This window comes from Pseudoneobacillus rhizosphaerae (assembly GCF_917563885.1).
Taxonomy (GTDB): Bacteria; Bacillota; Bacilli; order Bacillales; family Cytobacillaceae; genus Pseudoneobacillus; species Pseudoneobacillus rhizosphaerae.
Genome location: NZ_CAKJTG010000027.1, coordinates 12,084 through 29,741, shown reverse-complemented (window position 1 = coordinate 29,741; position 17,658 = coordinate 12,084). Strand labels below are relative to the sequence as shown.

The following is a 17,658-nucleotide window of genomic DNA, read 5'->3' as shown; positions in this document are numbered from 1 at the left end:
CCTCCTTTCAATGTTGCTTTATCTATTTACGTTTTATTTATTATTTCTTTGGAGCTTTAGGTCTCTTAGTTCCGTATTTAGAACGACCTTGCATACGGTTGTTAACACCAGCTGTATCAAGTGCACCACGAACGATGTGATAACGTACCCCCGGTAAGTCTTTTACACGTCCACCGCGGATTAATACTACGCTGTGTTCTTGTAAATTGTGACCAATACCAGGAATATAAGCAGTTACCTCAATTCCATTTGTTAAACGAACACGAGCATATTTACGTAATGCTGAGTTCGGTTTCTTTGGTGTCATTGTACCAACACGAGTACATACACCACGTTTTTGAGGTGAAGATAAATTCGTTTGAGACTTTCTGAAGCTGTTATAACCTTTATTTAGCGCAGGTGATTTTGACTTTTCCTCGATAGATTTACGAGGCTTGCGCACTAATTGATTAATAGTAGGCATTTGTTTTTCCTCCCTTCACTTTTTTGTAAGCCCACACATCCAGGTGGTTCATTTTAAAGCAAAAAACAAAGTTCTTGATGACATTCAATCAACAAAAACAGTTTTTAATAAAGTATGGCAACAGCTGCAGCAGCAACTTCGATTCCACAAGCTTTGCCGAGCTTTTTCATCGAATCTACGTAAGAAATAGGAACTTGAACATCATTAGCAGCTTGCAACACTTTTGATGTGACTTTCGAGTCTGCATCAGAAGCAACTACCAAGTGTTTTACTTTCCCTTCCTTCAAGGCTTTCACTGTTTGCTTAGTTCCGACAATAACTTCTTTTGCCTGTAATACTTTTTCATAAGACATTATGACATCCTCCAAAGTATCAGGTGAATTGGAACACCTTTGCTATATTATCATTTGTAAAAACTATTGTCAACTACATTTATTTTTTTTCATAACACGGTACTTGTGATTGAACACAGGTACCGTGTTATTTTTATTAAAGATTATTCAACTAAAAGTGGCTCTTCAGGAGTTTCACTCTTTAAATAAGATTCTGCTTTACGGTAACGTTGCATTCCAGTACCAGCTGGAACTAGTTTACCGATAATAACATTTTCTTTTAGTCCTAGTAATTCATCACGTTTACCTTTAATTGCAGCATCAGTCAGAACACGTGTTGTTTCTTGGAATGAAGCAGCAGATAAGAAGGAATCTGTTTCAAGTGATGCTTTTGTAATACCTAGTAGAACAGGACGACAAGTTGCTGGAAGATTTCCTTTTAGTAAAGCTTTTTCATTGGCATCTGTAAATTGGTGGATATCTAGTAATGATCCTGGTAAAACATCTGTTTCACCGGCATCGATTACACGAACTTTACGAAGCATTTGGCGTACCATTACTTCAACGTGCTTATCTCCAATTTCTACCCCTTGCATACGGTATACTTTTTGTACTTCACGTAATAAGTACTCTTGGACAGAGCCTACGTCTTTTACCTTTAATAATTCCTTCGGATCGATAGAACCCTCTGTAAGTTCTCCACCTCGAAGGACGTTATCACCGACAGCCACTTTAAGGCGAGCGGTATAAGGAGCATTGTACGTACGTGTTTCTATCTCACCTTGAACGGTGATTTCATGTTGACGGTCTTTACCTTCACCAATCGAAACGACAACACCATTAAGTTCAGAGATAACTGCTTGCCCTTTAGGATTACGTGCTTCAAATAGCTCTTGGATACGAGGTAAACCTTGAGTGATATCGTCTCCTGCAACCCCACCTGTATGGAAAGTACGCATTGTTAACTGTGTACCTGGTTCCCCAATGGATTGTGCAGCGATAATACCAACCGCTTCACCTACTTCAACTTCTTGACCAGTTGCTAAATTGCGACCGTAACATTTTTTACAAACACCATGACGAGTGTTACAAGTAAAGGCTGAACGGATATTTACCGTTTCAATACCTGATGTTACGATTTCTTTTGCAATATCTTCAGTGATTAAATCATTTTCTGCAACTAACACTTGTTTCGTTTCTGGATGTTTAATTGACTTACGTGCATATCGACCAATTAAACGCTCTTCTAAAGGCTCGATAATTTCTGTACCGTCTCTTAGAGCACTCACTAACAATCCACGGTCAGTTCCACAATCATCATCACGAACAATTACATCTTGGGCAACATCAACAAGACGTCTAGTTAAGTAACCTGAGTCAGCCGTTTTTAGCGCTGTATCCGCAAGACCTTTACGAGCACCATGCGTGGAAATGAAGTATTCAAGAACCGTCAGACCTTCACGGAAAGACGATTTAATTGGTAATTCAATGATACGTCCTGCCGGGTTGGCCATAAGTCCACGCATACCCGCAAGCTGAGTGAAGTTTGAAGCATTACCACGAGCTCCTGAGTCACTCATCATGAAGATTGGGTTCGTTTTACTTAGAGACTTCATTAATTTACCTTGAATGTTATCCTTCGCCTGCGACCAAATCGAAATAACACGATCATAACGCTCATCTTCAGTAATTAGACCACGTCTAAATTGCTTTAATACATTGTCTACCTTCGTTTGAGCTTCCGTTAAAATTTCTTGCTTTTCCCCTAATACCACGATATCTGAAACCCCTACTGTGATACCAGCCTTAGAGGAATACTTGAATCCTAGGTCCTTCATACGGTCAAGCATTTTTGACGTTTCAGTAATTTTAAAACGTTTAAAGACTTCGGCGATGATGTTTCCAAGGATTTTCTTTTTAAACGGATCAACTAACGGCATTTCCTTAATTAACGCCAAAACATTGGCACCTTTTTCAACAAAATATTTCGAAGGAGTTTCAACTTCTAGGTTATTTTGTGTTGGTTCATTAATGTAAGGGAATGATTTAGGTAAAATTTCATTAAAAATCAACTTACCAACTGTTGTTAATAACAATTTCTGGTTCTGCTCTTCATTGAACGTTTCGTTATTAAGTGATCCTGCATGGACCGCTACACGAGTATGAAGATGAACATAACCATTTTGATAAGCAATTAGCGCTTCATTTGTATCTTTAAAGATCATCCCTTCACCAATAGCATCTTCTCTTTCCAGTGTTAAGTAGTAGTTACCTAATACCATATCCTGCGAAGGAGTTACTACTGGCTTACCATCTTTAGGGTTCAAGATGTTTTGAGCAGCAAGCATTAGTAAACGAGCCTCTGCTTGTGCTTCAGCTGAAAGTGGAACGTGAACAGCCATTTGGTCTCCGTCAAAGTCGGCGTTATACGCTGTACAAACTAATGGATGCAAACGAATGGCACGACCCTCAACAAGTGTCGGTTCAAACGCTTGGATACCCAATCTGTGTAGTGTTGGAGCACGGTTTAATAGAACAGGATGCTCCTTAATAACATCTTCTAAAACATCCCAAACATCTGATGAAACTCTTTCAATCTTTCGTTTAGCTGATTTAATATTATGAGCTAATCCTTTTTCCACTAACTCTTTCATTACAAATGGTTTAAATAGCTCTAACGCCATTTCTTTCGGTAGACCACATTGATACATCTTTAAGTTCGGACCAACTACGATTACGGAACGACCAGAGTAGTCGACACGTTTTCCTAGTAAGTTTTGACGGAAACGTCCTTGTTTTCCTTTTAACATATGAGAAAGCGATTTTAATGGACGATTACCTGGTCCAGTTACCGGACGGCCACGACGACCATTATCGATTAAAGCATCTACTGCTTCTTGAAGCATACGCTTTTCATTTTGAACAATGATGCTAGGTGCTCCCAAATCTAATAAACGTTTTAATCGATTGTTACGGTTAATAACACGACGATATAGATCGTTTAAGTCAGATGTAGCGAAACGACCACCATCTAGTTGAACCATCGGGCGCAATTCAGGCGGGATCACAGGAAGTACATCTAAAATCATCCATGAAGGCTCATTTCCAGAATTACGGAAAGCTTCAAGTACTTCTAATCGTTTAATCGCACGAGTTCTACGTTGACCTTGAGCTGTCTTTAATTCTTCTTTTAAAGCACCGACATCTTTTTGAAGGTCTATATCTTGTAAAAGTTTCTTAATCGCTTCAGCTCCCATTGCCGCTTGGAACTTACTACCATATTTATCACGATAAGCACGATATTCTTTTTCAGATAACAACTGCTTCTTCTCAAGAGGTGTGTCTCCGATTTCAGTTACCACATATGATGCAAAGTAGATGACTTCTTCAAGAGCACGAGGGGACATATCTAACACTAGCCCCATACGGCTTGGAATACCTTTGAAATACCAGATATGTGATACTGGAGCAGCTAATTCAATATGCCCCATTCGTTCACGACGTACTTTTGCACGAGTTACTTCAACACCACAACGGTCACAAACAACGCCTTTATAGCGTACTCGCTTATACTTTCCACAATGACATTCCCAGTCCTTAGTAGGACCAAAAATACGTTCACAGAAGAGGCCGTCTTTTTCTGGTTTTAATGTACGATAATTGATCGTTTCTGGTTTCTTAACCTCACCAAAAGACCAAGAACGAATCTTGTCTGGCGAAGCTAAACCAATCTTCATATATTCAAAATTATTAACATCTATCAAGGGGCTACCTCCCTTTCGATCTACATATACCGTAATGGCAATTAATCAGAGCCAATCAAAGAATTGAAGCTCTTTAATTGGCATCTGTTAAATAATTTATAGTTAATCCTTAATGCTTACAGGTTCCACTTCTAGTTCTGGAGCGATTGTAAATGACTCTGCCTGTTGCATATCATCGTCATCCTCTGTATCTCTCATTTCGATTTCTTCATCGTTACTTGAAAGGATTTTAACATCCATTCCTAAACTTTGAAGTTCTTTAATTAATACTTTAAATGACTCAGGTACACCTGGTTCAGGAACATTTTCACCTTTAACAATTGCTTCATACGTTTTTACACGTCCAACAACGTCATCCGATTTAACCGTTAAGATTTCTTGTAAAGTATAGGCAGCTCCATAAGCTTCAAGTGCCCATACCTCCATCTCACCAAAACGTTGTCCACCGAACTGGGCTTTACCACCAAGTGGTTGTTGCGTAACAAGTGAGTAAGGTCCAGTCGAACGAGCATGAAGCTTATCATCAACCATGTGGGCAAGTTTAATCATATACATAACCCCTACGGATACACGGTTATCAAACGGTTCTCCAGTACGACCATCATATAGAACAGTCTTAGCGTCTCTCGCCATTCCTGCTTCTTCAATCGTTTCCCAAACATCATCCTCAGTGGCTCCGTCAAATACAGGAGAGGCAACATGAATGTTTAGGTATCTTGCCGCCATTCCAAGATGAAGTTCTAACACCTGACCAATGTTCATACGTGATGGTACCCCTAATGGGTTTAACATGATATCAATCGGTGTTCCATCTGGTAAGTAAGGCATATCCTCTTCAGGTAAGATACGAGAGATAACCCCCTTATTTCCATGTCGTCCGGCCATCTTATCTCCTTCAGAGATTTTACGTTTCTGAACGATATAAGCACGAACGAGTTGGTTTACTCCAGGTGGTAGTTCATCTCCATCTTCACGGTTAAAGACTTTGACATCTAAAACGATACCGCCACCACCATTTGGTACGCGCAGAGATGTATCGCGAACTTCACGAGCCTTTTCACCAAAAATGGCATGTAACAGACGTTCTTCTGCTGTTAGCTCTGTTACTCCTTTAGGTGTAACTTTTCCAACTAATAGATCTCCGTCTTTAACTTCTGCACCTACACGGATAATTCCACGCTCATCTAAATTACGAAGAGCATCTTCACCAACGTTTGGAATATCACGAGTGATTTCTTCTGGCCCTAGTTTTGTATCACGAGACTCTGATTCATATTCTTCAATATGAATAGAAGTGTATACGTCATCCTTAACTAGACGTTCACTCATAATGATGGCATCCTCGTAGTTATAACCATCCCAGTTGATGAAACCAATAAGCACGTTACGGCCTAATGCTAATTCTCCTAATTCCATAGAAGGTCCATCTGCTAGTATTTCGCCTCTAGTTACATGATTTCCAACAGCAACTATCGGTCTTTGATTATAGCAAGTACCTTGATTGGAACGAATAAATTTAAGTAACTTATATTTATCTAGGTCACCTTTAACCTCTTGACCATCAATTTCCTTCACACGACGAACCCATACTTCACGTGATTCAACATGTTCAACAACACCATCATGTTTACAGATAACAGCAGCACCAGAGTCTTTACCAGAAACATATTCCATTCCTGTTCCTACTCGTGGAGCTTCCGGTTGCATTAGAGGTACTGCCTGACGTTGCATGTTCGCTCCCATTAGGGCACGGTTTGAGTCATCATTCTCTAAGAACGGGATACAAGCTGTTGCAGCAGATACAACCTGCTTTGGCGATACGTCCATATAGTCAATACGATCACGGTTAACAACTACGTTTTCATCACGGAAACGTGCTACAACATCTGAATCTAAGAATGAACCGTCATCACCAAGAAGAGAATTCGCTTGGGCTACTACATAGTTATCCTGCTCATCAGCTGTTAAATAGTCGATTCGAGCCGTAACTTTACCCGTTTCAGGGTCAACCCGACGATAAGGAGTTTCGATAAAGCCAAATCGATTTACTTTTGCATATGATGATAAAGAGTTAATTAATCCAATGTTCGGTCCCTCAGGAGTTTCAATCGGACACATACGACCATAGTGTGAATAGTGAACGTCACGCACTTCAAATCCAGCACGTTCACGTGTTAATCCACCAGGTCCTAATGCAGATAAACGACGTTTATGTGTCAACTCAGCTAATGGATTCGTTTGGTCCATGAACTGAGATAACTGAGAGCTTCCGAAAAACTCTTTAATAGAAGCAATAACAGGACGAATATTAATTAATTGCTGCGGTGTAATCGTAGCTGTATCCTGTATCGACATTCTTTCTCTAACTACACGCTCCATACGAGATAAACCAATACGGAATTGATTCTGTAATAATTCACCTACTGAACGTAAACGACGGTTACCTAGATGATCGATATCATCTGTGTCACCAACGCCATGTAATAGATTAAAGAAGTAACTAATAGATGCCATGATATCAGCAGGAGTAATATTTTTCACTTGTTCCTGGATATATGCATTACCAATAACATTAATTTCCTTCTCACTATCATCGTGTGGTGCATATATTTTAATCGATTGTAATGTAACATCCTCTTGAATAACTCCACCTACTGGTTGAGTAGTCTTATAACCAATATGGTTATTCTCTAAGTATGGTAGAACCTTATCAAGTGTACGTCTATCTAGAACTGTACCCTTTTCAACAATAATTTCGCCTGTTTCAGGATCTACTAGAGTTTCAGCCACACGTTGACCAAACAAACGATTTTTTATATGAAGCTTCTTATTAATTTTATAACGTCCAACACTTGCTAAGTCATAACGCTTAGGATCGAAAAATCTAGATACTAATAGGCTTTTCGCATTTTCAACAGTAGGTGGCTCACCTGGGCGAAGACGCTCATAAATTTCTAATAGAGCTTTTTCAGTGCTTTCTGTATTGTCTTTATCAAGAGTATTACGAAGATATTCGTTATCTCCTAACAATTCAGTGATTTCCTGATCAGAGCCGAACCCTAAAGCACGCAAAAGAACCGTAACGGGCAGTTTCCGAGTACGATCGATCCGAACATATACTACATCTTTCGCATCTGTTTCATATTCAAGCCATGCCCCACGGTTAGGAATAACCGTAGCAGAATATCCTCTTTTGCCGTTTTTATCAACCTTCCCACTGAAATAAACACTCGGTGAACGAACTAGCTGAGATACGATTACACGTTCAGCTCCATTGATCACGAATGTACCTGTTTCAGTCATCAGAGGGAAATCTCCCATGAAAACATCCTGGTCTTTTACTTCACCAGTTTCTTTGTTGATAAGACGTACTTTCACGCGCAAAGGCGCTGAATATGTTACATCTCGTTCTTTTGATTCCGCAACGGAATATTTCGGTTCGCCAAGACTGTAATCAATAAATTCAAGCGATAGATTACCCGTAAAGTCTTCAATTGGTGAAATATCCTGAAACATTTCACGTAAACCCTCATCAAGAAACCACTGATAAGAAGAGGTTTGGATTTCAATTAAATTAGGTAATTCTAAAACTTCACTGATTCGCGCATAACTTCTACGTTGGCGGTGCCGTCCATACTGAACTAGTTGACCTGTCAACTGATTCACCCCTCAAATTAAGCGTTATAGTTACATCTATTAAATCTCATTAATGCATGATATAATAGCATCAATAAGACAAAAAGAAAAAGGGTTTTTAAGCTAAAAAACCACATTTCCACATTTACACTATTATTTTATTAGCATACCCGTTCAATTCCATAATTATACAAAGTTTGTTTAATTTAGAATTTATACAGAGTATACTATGTTGGCATTTTATAATATTAACATAGGGCATAAACTTACGTCAAATGTTTTGTAGCCTTTATGATGAAGTAACCCTTCTTCTTTTCAACTACCTCAACTTCTGCAAAAATCCCCTTGAGTAGCTCAATCGCTGAAGGTGCACCTTGTTTCTTTTGAATAACAACCCACAATTCTCCACCAGCTTGCAAATGATTAAAACTATCCTCTAAAATTGTATGTACAATTTTCTTACCCGCGCGTATTGGTGGGTTTGTTAGAATGGCTATAAAATCATTTTTGGCAACACGATCAAGACAACTACTTTCATAGATTGCAACATTATGGATTTGATTTAATTGAGCATTTTCTGCCGCTAAGTTTAATGCTCTCTCGTTGACATCAACCATATGTACAGTCCGGCTAGAATCTCCCTTCGCAAGCGAAAGACCAATCGGCCCATAACCACAGCCTACATCTAAGAAATCCCCATTACTATTCGGAAATTCAAATGTTTCAATTAATAACTTCGAACCGAAATCCACTTCACCTTTCGAGAAAACACCATTATCAGTCTTAAACTGCATCGATTGTTCCCTTAGCGTAAAGTTTAAAAATTTCGGTGCGCTTTCAACACTTTGTTCTTTGGAATAATAGTGTTCATTCATACATCGTCACCTCCAGAGGTGAAATAGAAGAGATATGAGAAATTTAATATAGAGGAAAAAAGCCCGCTATATTAAGCGAGCTTTTTTTTAATTGGATTACTTAACTTCAACGTTAGCTCCAACTTCATCAAGTTTAGCTTTGATTTCTTCAGCTTCTTCTTTAGAAACGCCTTCTTTGATAGCTTTTGGAGTGTTATCAACAAGGTCTTTTGCTTCTTTAAGTCCAAGGCCAGTAATTTCACGTACAACTTTAATAACCTTGATTTTTTGATCGCCAGCGCTAGCTAGGATTACATCAAATTCAGTTTGCTCTTCAACAGCAGCTACAGCAGCGCCACCCATTGCTACAGGAGCAGCAGCAGTTACACCGAATTCTTCTTCGATTGCTTTTACTAGGTCGTTTAATTCTAAAACAGTCATAGATTTAACTGCTTCAATGATTTGTTCTTTAGTCATGATTTGTTTCCTCCTTATATGTTGTTTTATATCGTTAGTGCAGGTAAGTTTAACTTACGCGCCTTGTTCTTCTTTTTGCTCTGCAACTGCTTTTGTAACAAGAGCAAGATTGCGAATAGGAGCTTGAAGAACGCTGAGTAGCATAGATAGTAAACCTTCGCGTGATGGAAGTTCAGCAAGTGCTTTCACTTCTTCAACAGTCGCAATGTTTCCTTCGATTACACCAGCTTTAAGTTCTAATGCATCATTCTTTTTTGCGAAATCGTTTAGGATTTTCGCTGGTGCTACTACATCTTCGTTAGAGAATGCAATAGCGTTAGGGCCTGTTAGAGCCGCATTTAAACCTTCTAACCCAGCAGCTTCAGCTGCACGGCGAGTCATTGAGTTTTTGTATACTTTGAAATCGATTCCTGCCTCACGTAATTGCTTACGAAGTTCAGTTACTTGTCCAACTGTTAATCCACGGTAGTCAACAACAATAGTTGATTTACTATTTTTTAACTTGTCTGCGATTTCATCAACAATAAGCTTTTTTGATTCGATAGCGCTGCTCATCCATAACACCTCCTGTAGTTCTTACTACATTTATACCGAGCATATAAAAGCCTCCACGCTCAATTGTAGACATGGAGGCAGATAAATTAGTCGTTTGATACGAACATAATTCTATCAATTAACCTCGGTAGGATTTTTAAGCAAAAGCCCCTACTGTCTACGGTACAAATGTTATATATTTTTTAAACAACATATATGATTATATATTGCTGTTATATCATTGTCAATTGGTTGTTTTTGGCTTTTTTAAAAAACCAATATTATTTTACTGTTACAGTTGAAGGATCCACTTTCACACCAGGTCCCATAGTAGAAGCAACTGTTACGTTCTTCATATATGTTCCTTTTGCAGCTGAAGGCTTCGCTTTAAGCATAGTTTCAAAAACAGTGCTGAAGTTTTCAACAAGCTTTTCGTTTTCGAAAGATGATTTTCCGATTGGCACGTGGATATTTCCAGCTTTGTCAACACGGTATTCAACTTTACCAGCTTTAATTTCGTTAACAGCTTTAGTTACATCAAATGTAACTGTTCCTGTTTTAGGGTTTGGCATTAAACCTTTTGGTCCTAATACGCGTCCTAATTTACCAACTTCACCCATCATGTCAGGAGTTGCAACGATAACGTCGAACTCAAACCAACCTTGTTGGATTTTTGTGATGAATTCAGCATCGCCCACATAATCTGCACCAGCAGCTTCTGCTTCTTTCACTTTTTCACCTTTAGCGAATACTAATACACGTTGAACTTTACCAGTTCCGTTTGGAAGCACAACTGCTCCACGGATTTGTTGGTCAGCTTTCTTAGGGTCTACTCCTAAACGGAAAGCTACTTCTAACGTTGCATCGAATTTAGCAAAGTTTGTTTTCTTTGCAAGTTCAATTGCTTCAGCAATTGGATAAGCTTTTGTACGATCTACAAGCTTTACAGCTTCTAAATACTTTTTACCTTTTTTAGCCATTTTAAAATCCTCCTAGATTGTGGTATTAACGAATTATTCTCCCACGAATAAAGGTTGCAGAGTGAAACTTAATTCGACCCCACAACCCCAGACAATCATTTCTACATGGATTAATCTTCGATTACGATACCCATGCTGCGAGCAGTACCTTCAACCATACGCATAGCCGCTTCTACACTAGCTGCGTTAAGATCAGGCATTTTCTGTTCCGCAATCTCGCGTACAGTATTACGTTTAACTGTTGCTACTTTATTACGGTTTGGTTGACCAGAACCAGACTGGATTCCAGCTGCTACTTTTAAAAGAACTGCAGCAGGAGGAGTTTTCGTAATAAATGTAAATGAACGGTCTTCAAATACCGTGATTTCAACAGGAATGATTAAACCAGCTTGATCAGCTGTACGAGCGTTGAACTCCTTACAGAATCCCATGATATTAACACCTGCTTGACCTAATGCAGGACCAACCGGTGGCGCTGGATTAGCTTTTCCAGCAGGGATTTGTAATTTAACAACTTTAATTACTTTTTTAGCCACGAGACACACCTCCTTAAAGTCCGTGATGTGGTAATAGGGTATTTACCCTCCCACTCAACAAATTTCTTTATGTGAAAATAAAGAACTTACAATTTTGTCCCGTCCCATTTCTGAGACATACTGACCTATGAAATATTACCACTTTTCAAACATGATTTCAAGTTTTTTCGTTTTATATTTTTTCAATTTGTGTAAAATCAAGTTCTACCGGGGTATCACGGCCGAACATATTAACTAAAACCTTAAGCTTAGACTTGTCTTTATCCATCTCTTCAATCGTACCTGTGAAGTTTGCGAACGGACCTTCTTTAACTTGAACTGTCTCACCTAATTCAAAGTCATAGTCCACTCGTTTTTCATCAACACCCATACGTTTTAATATAAACGCAACTTCTTCTGGTAAAAGTGGAGTTGGTTTTGAACCAGAACCTGCTGATCCTACAAACCCAGTAACTCCTGGAGTATTTCTAACCACATACCATGAATCATCTGTCATGACGATTTCAACTAGTACATAACCAGGAAATACTTTTCTTTTTACTATTTTCTTTTTTCCATTTTTGAAATCTGTTTCTTCTTCTTCAGGCACAACTACCCGAAATATTTTATCTTGCATCGCCATTGACTCAACGCGTTTTTCTAGATTTGCTTTTACTTTGTTCTCATACCCTGAATACGTATGAACAACATACCAATTCTTTTCCATTGTTAGAGGACTTAAACGTCCTTTCCCTCCCTTAAGTTACATCTGAGTACTTTATTTTAAAATTTTTTAAGCCAAATTAAAAAACCCGCTAAACGGGTTTTTACAAGAGTGTTTCTTTCATTTCCATTATACCATAACCTACCAGGAGTTATTCAAGAACTAGTCGAATTAGCTCTGAAATCCCTAAATCGATAACAGCAAAAAAGATAGCGAAAAAAGTAACGGTAGCCATAACTGTAATCGTATAACGAGTTAACTCCTTACGTTTTGGCCAGCTAACCTTTTTCATTTCTCGAACAGTATCACGTAAAAAACCGATTATAAATTGCATTTCTTTACCCCCAACTATCGGAATACAAGGATTACCTTATCTATATACTTACTTTGTTTCACGATGGATACTATGTTGATTACAAACCTTACAAAACTTTTTTAATTCAAGTCTTGCTGACTGCGTTTCCTTGTTACTCTGAGTTGTATAATTACGGGAGCCACAATCCTCACAGGCAAGAACGATTTTTTTATTCATCTTTGACACCTACTAAAGTCTATCATTATATCCTTAAAAATGTAACATGGTACCTAGAGGATGTCAACAATCGTCACAATATTTTAAAAGCACAAAACATAACCAATGCCTTGGAGTTGGAGTTGTATTACAAGGAGAACTCCCGAATCTCTAAATATCTCTCCAACTTTCGCTTTACGCGCTGCAAAGCATTATCTATGGATTTGACATGCCTGTTTAACTCTTCTGAAATTTCTTGATATGATTGGCCATCTAAATAAAGAGCTAATACTTTTCTCTCTAAATCACTTAGTAGTTCTGCCATCTTAAATTCAATTTGGTCAAATTCTTCCTGACTAATGATTAATTCTTCTGGGTCTAACACTTTTGCTCCAGAAATCACATCCATTAAAGTACGGTCTGACTCTTCATCATAAATTGGCTTATCCAGAGAGACGTAAGAGTTAAGCGGAATATGCTTTTGTCTTGTTGCTGTTTTAATTGCTGTAATAATTTGCCTTGTGATACAGAGCTCTGCAAACGCTTTAAACGAGGTTAACTTGTCCTCTTTAAAGTCGCGTATAGCCTTATATAACCCGATCATTCCTTCCTGTACAATATCCTCTTTATCCGCACCGATCAGAAAGTATGACCTAGCTTTTGCACGAACAAAATTACGATACTTATGTATGAGGTAATCTAACGCTTCGCTTTCACCTTTGTGGACCAAATCAACGATTTCTTCGTCTTCTAGGTGGGTGTATGTATCGTTGATTTTTGTTCTTAAGTCGACAGTCACAATAGATCCCTCCAATCGTACAAGCATAGATAGGAATATTATACAGTAGGGTTTTTCCAAGCGTCAAGGGAGTCAGTGCTCTCCTCTGCGCCATTTTTCAAAAATTTCTGCCACTTCTGAACTTAGCCTTATTTTCGTTAAAGGGCGCTGCTCCTGAATTTTCTGAACACTTTTTTCAATTTTATTATCAATTCCTTGGACCTCAATAAATAATTCCCGCGCCGACTTTCTTAACGCTCCTTGTCCAAATATAGACCATTGTTCTGTAAAATCAGAGGTGGCAACGTGAATTTGTGTTTTTCGATTATTTAATTGAATTGCCAGCTTTTCAATACGTTCGTCAGCTGATTCGTTCTCTTTCGTAAAAATAGTTTCTATCTTGAAGTTATGATATTTTTTTTCCGTGCCTTTGACATAATGAGCGTCGAAAACAATGATGACACGATACCCTGTAAATGCTTGATAGTCTGCCATCATTTCTACTAAACGATCCCTCGCAGCTGGTAAATCCTTCTCCTTTAAAGCCCGTAGCTCTGCCCAAGCTCCGATAATGTTATATCCATCAACTAGGAGGATATCCATACCTATCCCTCAAGTGAGTGTCTTTTTCGGTAAACCTCATACATTAGAATAGCTGCCGCTACTGATGCATTTAACGAAGTAACATGGCCTACCATTGGGAGATGAAAAAGAAAATCACATTTTTCTCGAATTAGGCGGCCCATGCCTTTACCTTCGCTACCAATAACAAGGCCGAGTGGCATTGCTCCATCAAGCTTTCGATAATCTTGACTTCCCTTTGCGTCAGTACCAGCTATCCACAGACCCCGTTCTTTCAACTCATCGATGGTTTGGGCTATATTCGTAACCCTAACTACAGGTATATATTCAATCGCACCTGTTGAAACCTTTGCCACAGTTGCTGTTAAGCCAACCGCACGACGTTTCGGAATAATGATTCCATGTGCACCTACTGCATCTGCTGTTCTCATAATCGACCCTAGATTATGAGGGTCTTCTATTTCATCTAAGATAAGGAAAAAAGGTGGTTCATTTCTTTTTTCAGCCATTTTGTATAAATCATCCAACTCAGAATATTGATAAGCAGCTACACTAGCAATGACTCCTTGATGGTTACCATCACTCATTTGATCAAGCTTCTTCTTAGGTACTAATTGAACTAATACTTTGTTTTCATTTGCTAAATGAGCAATTTGTGCCATTGCCCCTTTTTGTAAACCTTCTAAGATAAATATTTTATTAATATCTCGACCTGATTTTAATGCTTCTAATACGGTGTTTTTACCAATTATGTGATCTTCACTCATGAATAATTCCTCCTTCCTTGTTTTCAATAAACACTAAACTGATACCGATAATTTCTTCTAATCGAGCTTCATTTTTTGATAAATATAAATATCCAATCAAGGCCTCAAAGGCGGTGCCATAGCGATAGGTTTGAACATCTGTATTTTTCGGTACAGAGCCTGATTTAGCGTTACGACCACGTTTCGCAACCGCCATTTCATATTCTGTTAATATACCCAGGTCAATAAAATGAAACAGAATACTTGCTTGTGCCTTTGCTGAAACATATTTAGTTGCTTCCTTATGTAACTGATTAGGCTTCACCTGCCCAGCCTGTAAGAGGTGATGACGGACGTAAATTTCAAAGACCGCATCACCCATATAGGCAAGTGCTAAACTATTTAACTGTTTTTCATCTAATTCTTGTTCATAAGGAAGCATCTAGAAGCCTCTTTTCCAGCGTGTGCCTTGAGGCGTGTCTTCCAAAATGATATTCATTTCTTTTAATTGATCGCGAATTTGATCAGATAACTGGAAGTCTCGATTTTTTCTTGCCTCAATTCTCTTTTGAATGAGTTCTTCGATGTCCTCATCTAGAAGCTCTTCGTCTTTAAGGGTTAAACCTAAAACCGTAACCAACTCATCCATTTCCTTTAAGAAAGCGTCAATCACTTCAATTGATGTATTTTTTTCTAATAAATAATAATTGGCTTGTTTGGAAAGCTCAAATAAAACGGAAACGGCATTGGCTGTATTGAAATCATCGTCCATCGCATCAATAAACTCATTTCTTAAAGCTGCAATTTTTTCTAGCCATTCTTGTTTTTGTTCATTTAGGTTAACACTCATTTCACGGCGATGCTTTAAGTTTTCATAAGAAGTTTTGATTCGATCAAAAGCAGCTGCTGTATTCTCCAAAAGCTCTTCACTATAGTTAATAGGGTTACGATAATGGACAGATAGCATGAAAAATCTTAATACCTGTGGGTTATGCATTTTAATAATATCGTGCACTAAGACAAAGTTTCCTAGTGATTTTGACATTTTTTCATTATCAATATTAATATATCCATTATGCATCCAATAACGAGCAAATTGCTTACCTGAGAAAGCCTCCGATTGAGCAATTTCATTTTCATGATGTGGGAAGGTTAAATCTTGACCTCCTGCATGGATATCGATTGTATCTCCTAAGTATTTCTTAGCCATTGCCGAGCATTCAATATGCCAACCTGGCCGCCCCTTACCCCACGGACTTTCCCATGAAATCTCACCTTCTTTTGCCGCCTTCCAAAGTGCAAAATCTAAGGCATCTTGTTTTTTCTCACCAACTTCAATACGCGCTCCAAGTCTAAGATCATCTACAGATTGATGTGAAAGTTTTCCGTAGCCTTCGAATTTCCGAGTGCGAAAATATACATCTCCTTCAGACTCATAGGCAAAATCTTTCTCAATTAATTTACTAATAAACTCTATAATGATATCGATACTTTCCATTACTCTTGGGTGTGCATCAGCTCTTTTGCATCCTAAAGCTGAAACATCTTCATGGTATGCATTGATAAAACGTTCTGCAATTGTTGGGACATCTGATCCTAACTCATTAGCCGCACGAATAAGTTTATCATCTACATCGGTAAAATTAGAGATGAACTTTATGTCGTAGCCTCTGAATTCAAAATACCTTCTTACTGTATCAAAGACAATGGCAGGTCTTGCATTGCCTATATGGATATAGTTATATACAGTAGGTCCACATACATACATTTTTACCTTTCCTTCTTCTAGTGGGACAAACTCTTCTTTTTTTCTAGTTAATGTATTATAAATTTTAATGGCCACTTACTTTGCTCCTTTCAAGGGTTGCTCCCTTTAGTTCTATTTTTAATTTTTCAATCTCTAATTCTAATTCTTTTAATCGGTCATTAATTGGATCTGGCAGGTCGCAATGATCTAGATCCTTACCAATCCGGATTCCATCCTGTATCACTACTCGGCCGGGAATACCAACAACTGTGGAATTAGGCGGAACATCCTTCAATACGACTGAACCAGCTCCTATCTTAGAATTCTCTCCAACGGTAATCGAACCTAATACCTTTGCCCCTGTCGCAATTAAAGCATTATCCATAATTGTTGGGTGCCGTTTCCCTTTTTCCTTCCCTGTTCCTCCTAGTGTTACTCCTTGAAAGACAGTGACATTATCGCCAATTTCACAGGTTTCTCCAATAACAACTCCCATCCCATGATCAATAAAAAGGCGTCGACCGATTTTGGCTCCAGGATGAATTTCAATTCCGGTAAAAAAGCGACTAATTTGAGAAATTACACGTGCAATGAAGAAAAATTTCCGTTTATATAAAGGATGAGCAATGCGATGTGCCCATATCGCATGTAATCCTGAATAAGTGAGAATCACTTCAAGATATGTTCTTGCTGCGGGATCCTGTTCAAAAACAACCTCAATATCCTCTTTTAGTGTTTTAAACATACTGTTTATCCCTCCTTTTTAAAAAATAAAAAAACGCCCCTGTCCGAAGACAGAGACGCTTTATTGGCGCGGTTCCACTCTGATTAGATAACAAAAAAGTCATCTCACTTAAACCTTGTAACGGAAGGTCCCGCCCTAATTTACTTGGATAACCGTTTAATTAGGGACTCAGAGGGGCACTTCAAGAAATGATTGACTTAAACCACTTTCAGCCGGTGATGGTTCTCTCTAATAAGCTTCATTTCCTTACTCTTCCTCATCAACATTTTC

Annotated in this window: 18 protein-coding genes and 2 other annotated features (1 of these 20 cut by a window edge); all 18 genes read right to left on the bottom strand. The window is 38.4% G+C overall.

Translation table 11 applies throughout. The features are described from left to right. Nucleotides 1–40: 40 nt before the first annotated feature. Nucleotides 41–463 carry a 30S ribosomal protein S12 gene (rpsL, locus tag LRP83_RS18865; RefSeq protein ID WP_230498259.1) on the bottom strand — a complete coding sequence of 141 codons (423 nt, stop codon included), beginning with the start codon at nt 461–463 and terminating at the stop codon, nt 41–43. Nucleotides 464–567: 104 nt separating this feature from the next. Further along, nucleotides 568–816, bottom strand: a complete 249-nt coding sequence (locus LRP83_RS18860; RefSeq protein WP_230498258.1) for a 50S ribosomal protein L7ae-like protein — start codon at nt 814–816, stop codon at nt 568–570. Between the two features lie 143 nt (nt 817–959). Further along, on the bottom strand, nt 960–4,559 hold the full coding sequence (gene rpoC / locus LRP83_RS18855; RefSeq protein ID WP_230498257.1) for a DNA-directed RNA polymerase subunit beta': 3,600 nt from the start codon (nt 4,557–4,559) through the stop codon (nt 960–962). Between the two features lie 102 nt (nt 4,560–4,661). Further along, nucleotides 4,662–8,216 (bottom strand): DNA-directed RNA polymerase subunit beta, encoded by a 3,555-nt coding sequence (gene rpoB / locus LRP83_RS18850; protein ID WP_230498256.1) that lies wholly within the window; start codon nt 8,214–8,216, stop codon nt 4,662–4,664. A gap of 245 nt (nt 8,217–8,461) precedes the next feature. Then, nucleotides 8,462–9,070: a class I SAM-dependent methyltransferase gene (locus LRP83_RS18845; RefSeq protein ID WP_230498255.1), complete on the bottom strand. Its 609-nt coding sequence runs from the start codon at nt 9,068–9,070 to the stop codon at nt 8,462–8,464. Between the two features lie 96 nt (nt 9,071–9,166). Continuing rightward, nucleotides 9,167–9,526, bottom strand: a complete 360-nt coding sequence (gene rplL, locus LRP83_RS18840; protein ID WP_230498254.1) for a 50S ribosomal protein L7/L12 — start codon at nt 9,524–9,526, stop codon at nt 9,167–9,169. Nucleotides 9,527–9,580: 54 nt separating this feature from the next. Next, the gene (gene rplJ, locus LRP83_RS18835) at nt 9,581–10,081 is read right to left on the bottom strand and encodes a 50S ribosomal protein L10 (protein ID WP_230498253.1); all 501 of its coding nucleotides are present in this window, start codon (nt 10,079–10,081) and stop codon (nt 9,581–9,583) included. 35 nt (nt 10,082–10,116) lie between these two features. Further along, nucleotides 10,117–10,262, bottom strand: a sequence feature (ribosomal protein L10 leader region). Nucleotides 10,263–10,341: 79 nt separating this feature from the next. Beyond that, nucleotides 10,342–11,040: a 50S ribosomal protein L1 gene (gene rplA / locus LRP83_RS18830; protein ID WP_230498252.1), complete on the bottom strand. Its 699-nt coding sequence runs from the start codon at nt 11,038–11,040 to the stop codon at nt 10,342–10,344. A gap of 110 nt (nt 11,041–11,150) precedes the next feature. Continuing rightward, entirely contained in the window at nt 11,151–11,576 is a 426-nt protein-coding gene (rplK, locus tag LRP83_RS18825) for a 50S ribosomal protein L11 (protein ID WP_192654866.1), read from the bottom strand. A gap of 172 nt (nt 11,577–11,748) precedes the next feature. Next, nucleotides 11,749–12,282 carry a transcription termination/antitermination protein NusG gene (nusG, locus tag LRP83_RS18820; protein ID WP_230498251.1) on the bottom strand — a complete coding sequence of 178 codons (534 nt, stop codon included), beginning with the start codon at nt 12,280–12,282 and terminating at the stop codon, nt 11,749–11,751. Nucleotides 12,283–12,430: 148 nt separating this feature from the next. Beyond that, nucleotides 12,431–12,613 carry a preprotein translocase subunit SecE gene (secE, locus tag LRP83_RS18815; protein ID WP_230498250.1) on the bottom strand — a complete coding sequence of 61 codons (183 nt, stop codon included), beginning with the start codon at nt 12,611–12,613 and terminating at the stop codon, nt 12,431–12,433. 48 nt (nt 12,614–12,661) lie between these two features. Continuing rightward, nucleotides 12,662–12,811 carry a 50S ribosomal protein L33 gene (rpmG, locus tag LRP83_RS18810; protein ID WP_230498249.1) on the bottom strand — a complete coding sequence of 50 codons (150 nt, stop codon included), beginning with the start codon at nt 12,809–12,811 and terminating at the stop codon, nt 12,662–12,664. Between the two features lie 127 nt (nt 12,812–12,938). After that, nucleotides 12,939–13,589, bottom strand: coding sequence for an RNA polymerase sporulation sigma factor SigH (sigH, locus tag LRP83_RS18805; RefSeq protein ID WP_230498248.1), 651 nt, complete (start codon nt 13,587–13,589; stop codon nt 12,939–12,941). Between the two features lie 72 nt (nt 13,590–13,661). After that, nucleotides 13,662–14,171: an NYN domain-containing protein gene (locus LRP83_RS18800; protein WP_230498247.1), complete on the bottom strand. Its 510-nt coding sequence runs from the start codon at nt 14,169–14,171 to the stop codon at nt 13,662–13,664. Between the two features lie 2 nt (nt 14,172–14,173). Beyond that, entirely contained in the window at nt 14,174–14,917 is a 744-nt protein-coding gene (rlmB, locus tag LRP83_RS18795; protein ID WP_230498246.1) for a 23S rRNA (guanosine(2251)-2'-O)-methyltransferase RlmB, read from the bottom strand. Then, nucleotides 14,910–15,338 carry a Mini-ribonuclease 3 gene (locus LRP83_RS18790; protein ID WP_230498245.1) on the bottom strand — a complete coding sequence of 143 codons (429 nt, stop codon included), beginning with the start codon at nt 15,336–15,338 and terminating at the stop codon, nt 14,910–14,912. The genes rlmB and LRP83_RS18790 overlap by 8 nt, the downstream gene beginning before the upstream one ends. Beyond that, nucleotides 15,339–16,739, bottom strand: coding sequence for a cysteine--tRNA ligase (cysS, locus tag LRP83_RS18785; RefSeq protein WP_230498244.1), 1,401 nt, complete (start codon nt 16,737–16,739; stop codon nt 15,339–15,341). After that, on the bottom strand, nt 16,729–17,388 hold the full coding sequence (gene cysE / locus LRP83_RS18780; protein WP_230498243.1) for a serine O-acetyltransferase: 660 nt from the start codon (nt 17,386–17,388) through the stop codon (nt 16,729–16,731). The genes cysS and cysE overlap by 11 nt, the downstream gene beginning before the upstream one ends. A gap of 48 nt (nt 17,389–17,436) precedes the next feature. Further along, nucleotides 17,437–17,658 (bottom strand) — a binding site (T-box leader); it runs 2 nt beyond the window's last position.

Excerpts from the sequence above, each read along its gene's own strand:
- rpsL (WP_230498259.1), bottom strand. The coding sequence starts at position 463 with ATGCCTACTATTAATCAATTAGTGCGCAAGCCTCGTAAATCTATCGAG.
- LRP83_RS18860 (WP_230498258.1), bottom strand. The coding sequence starts at position 816 with ATGTCTTATGAAAAAGTATTACAGGCAAAAGAAGTTATTGTCGGAACT.
- LRP83_RS18845 (WP_230498255.1), bottom strand. The coding sequence starts at position 9,070 with ATGAATGAACACTATTATTCCAAAGAACAAAGTGTTGAAAGCGCACCG.
- rplL (WP_230498254.1), bottom strand. The coding sequence starts at position 9,526 with ATGACTAAAGAACAAATCATTGAAGCAGTTAAATCTATGACTGTTTTA.
- rplJ (WP_230498253.1), bottom strand. The coding sequence starts at position 10,081 with ATGAGCAGCGCTATCGAATCAAAAAAGCTTATTGTTGATGAAATCGCA.
- rplA (WP_230498252.1), bottom strand. The coding sequence starts at position 11,040 with ATGGCTAAAAAAGGTAAAAAGTATTTAGAAGCTGTAAAGCTTGTAGAT.
- nusG (WP_230498251.1), bottom strand. The coding sequence starts at position 12,282 with ATGGAAAAGAATTGGTATGTTGTTCATACGTATTCAGGGTATGAGAAC.
- secE (WP_230498250.1), bottom strand. The coding sequence starts at position 12,613 with ATGCAATTTATAATCGGTTTTTTACGTGATACTGTTCGAGAAATGAAA.
- rpmG (WP_230498249.1), bottom strand. The coding sequence starts at position 12,811 with ATGAATAAAAAAATCGTTCTTGCCTGTGAGGATTGTGGCTCCCGTAAT.
- LRP83_RS18800 (WP_230498247.1), bottom strand. The coding sequence starts at position 14,171 with ATGGATATCCTCCTAGTTGATGGATATAACATTATCGGAGCTTGGGCA.
- rlmB (WP_230498246.1), bottom strand. The coding sequence starts at position 14,917 with ATGAGTGAAGATCACATAATTGGTAAAAACACCGTATTAGAAGCATTA.
- LRP83_RS18790 (WP_230498245.1), bottom strand. The coding sequence starts at position 15,338 with ATGCTTCCTTATGAACAAGAATTAGATGAAAAACAGTTAAATAGTTTA.
- cysE (WP_230498243.1), bottom strand. The coding sequence starts at position 17,388 with ATGTTTAAAACACTAAAAGAGGATATTGAGGTTGTTTTTGAACAGGAT.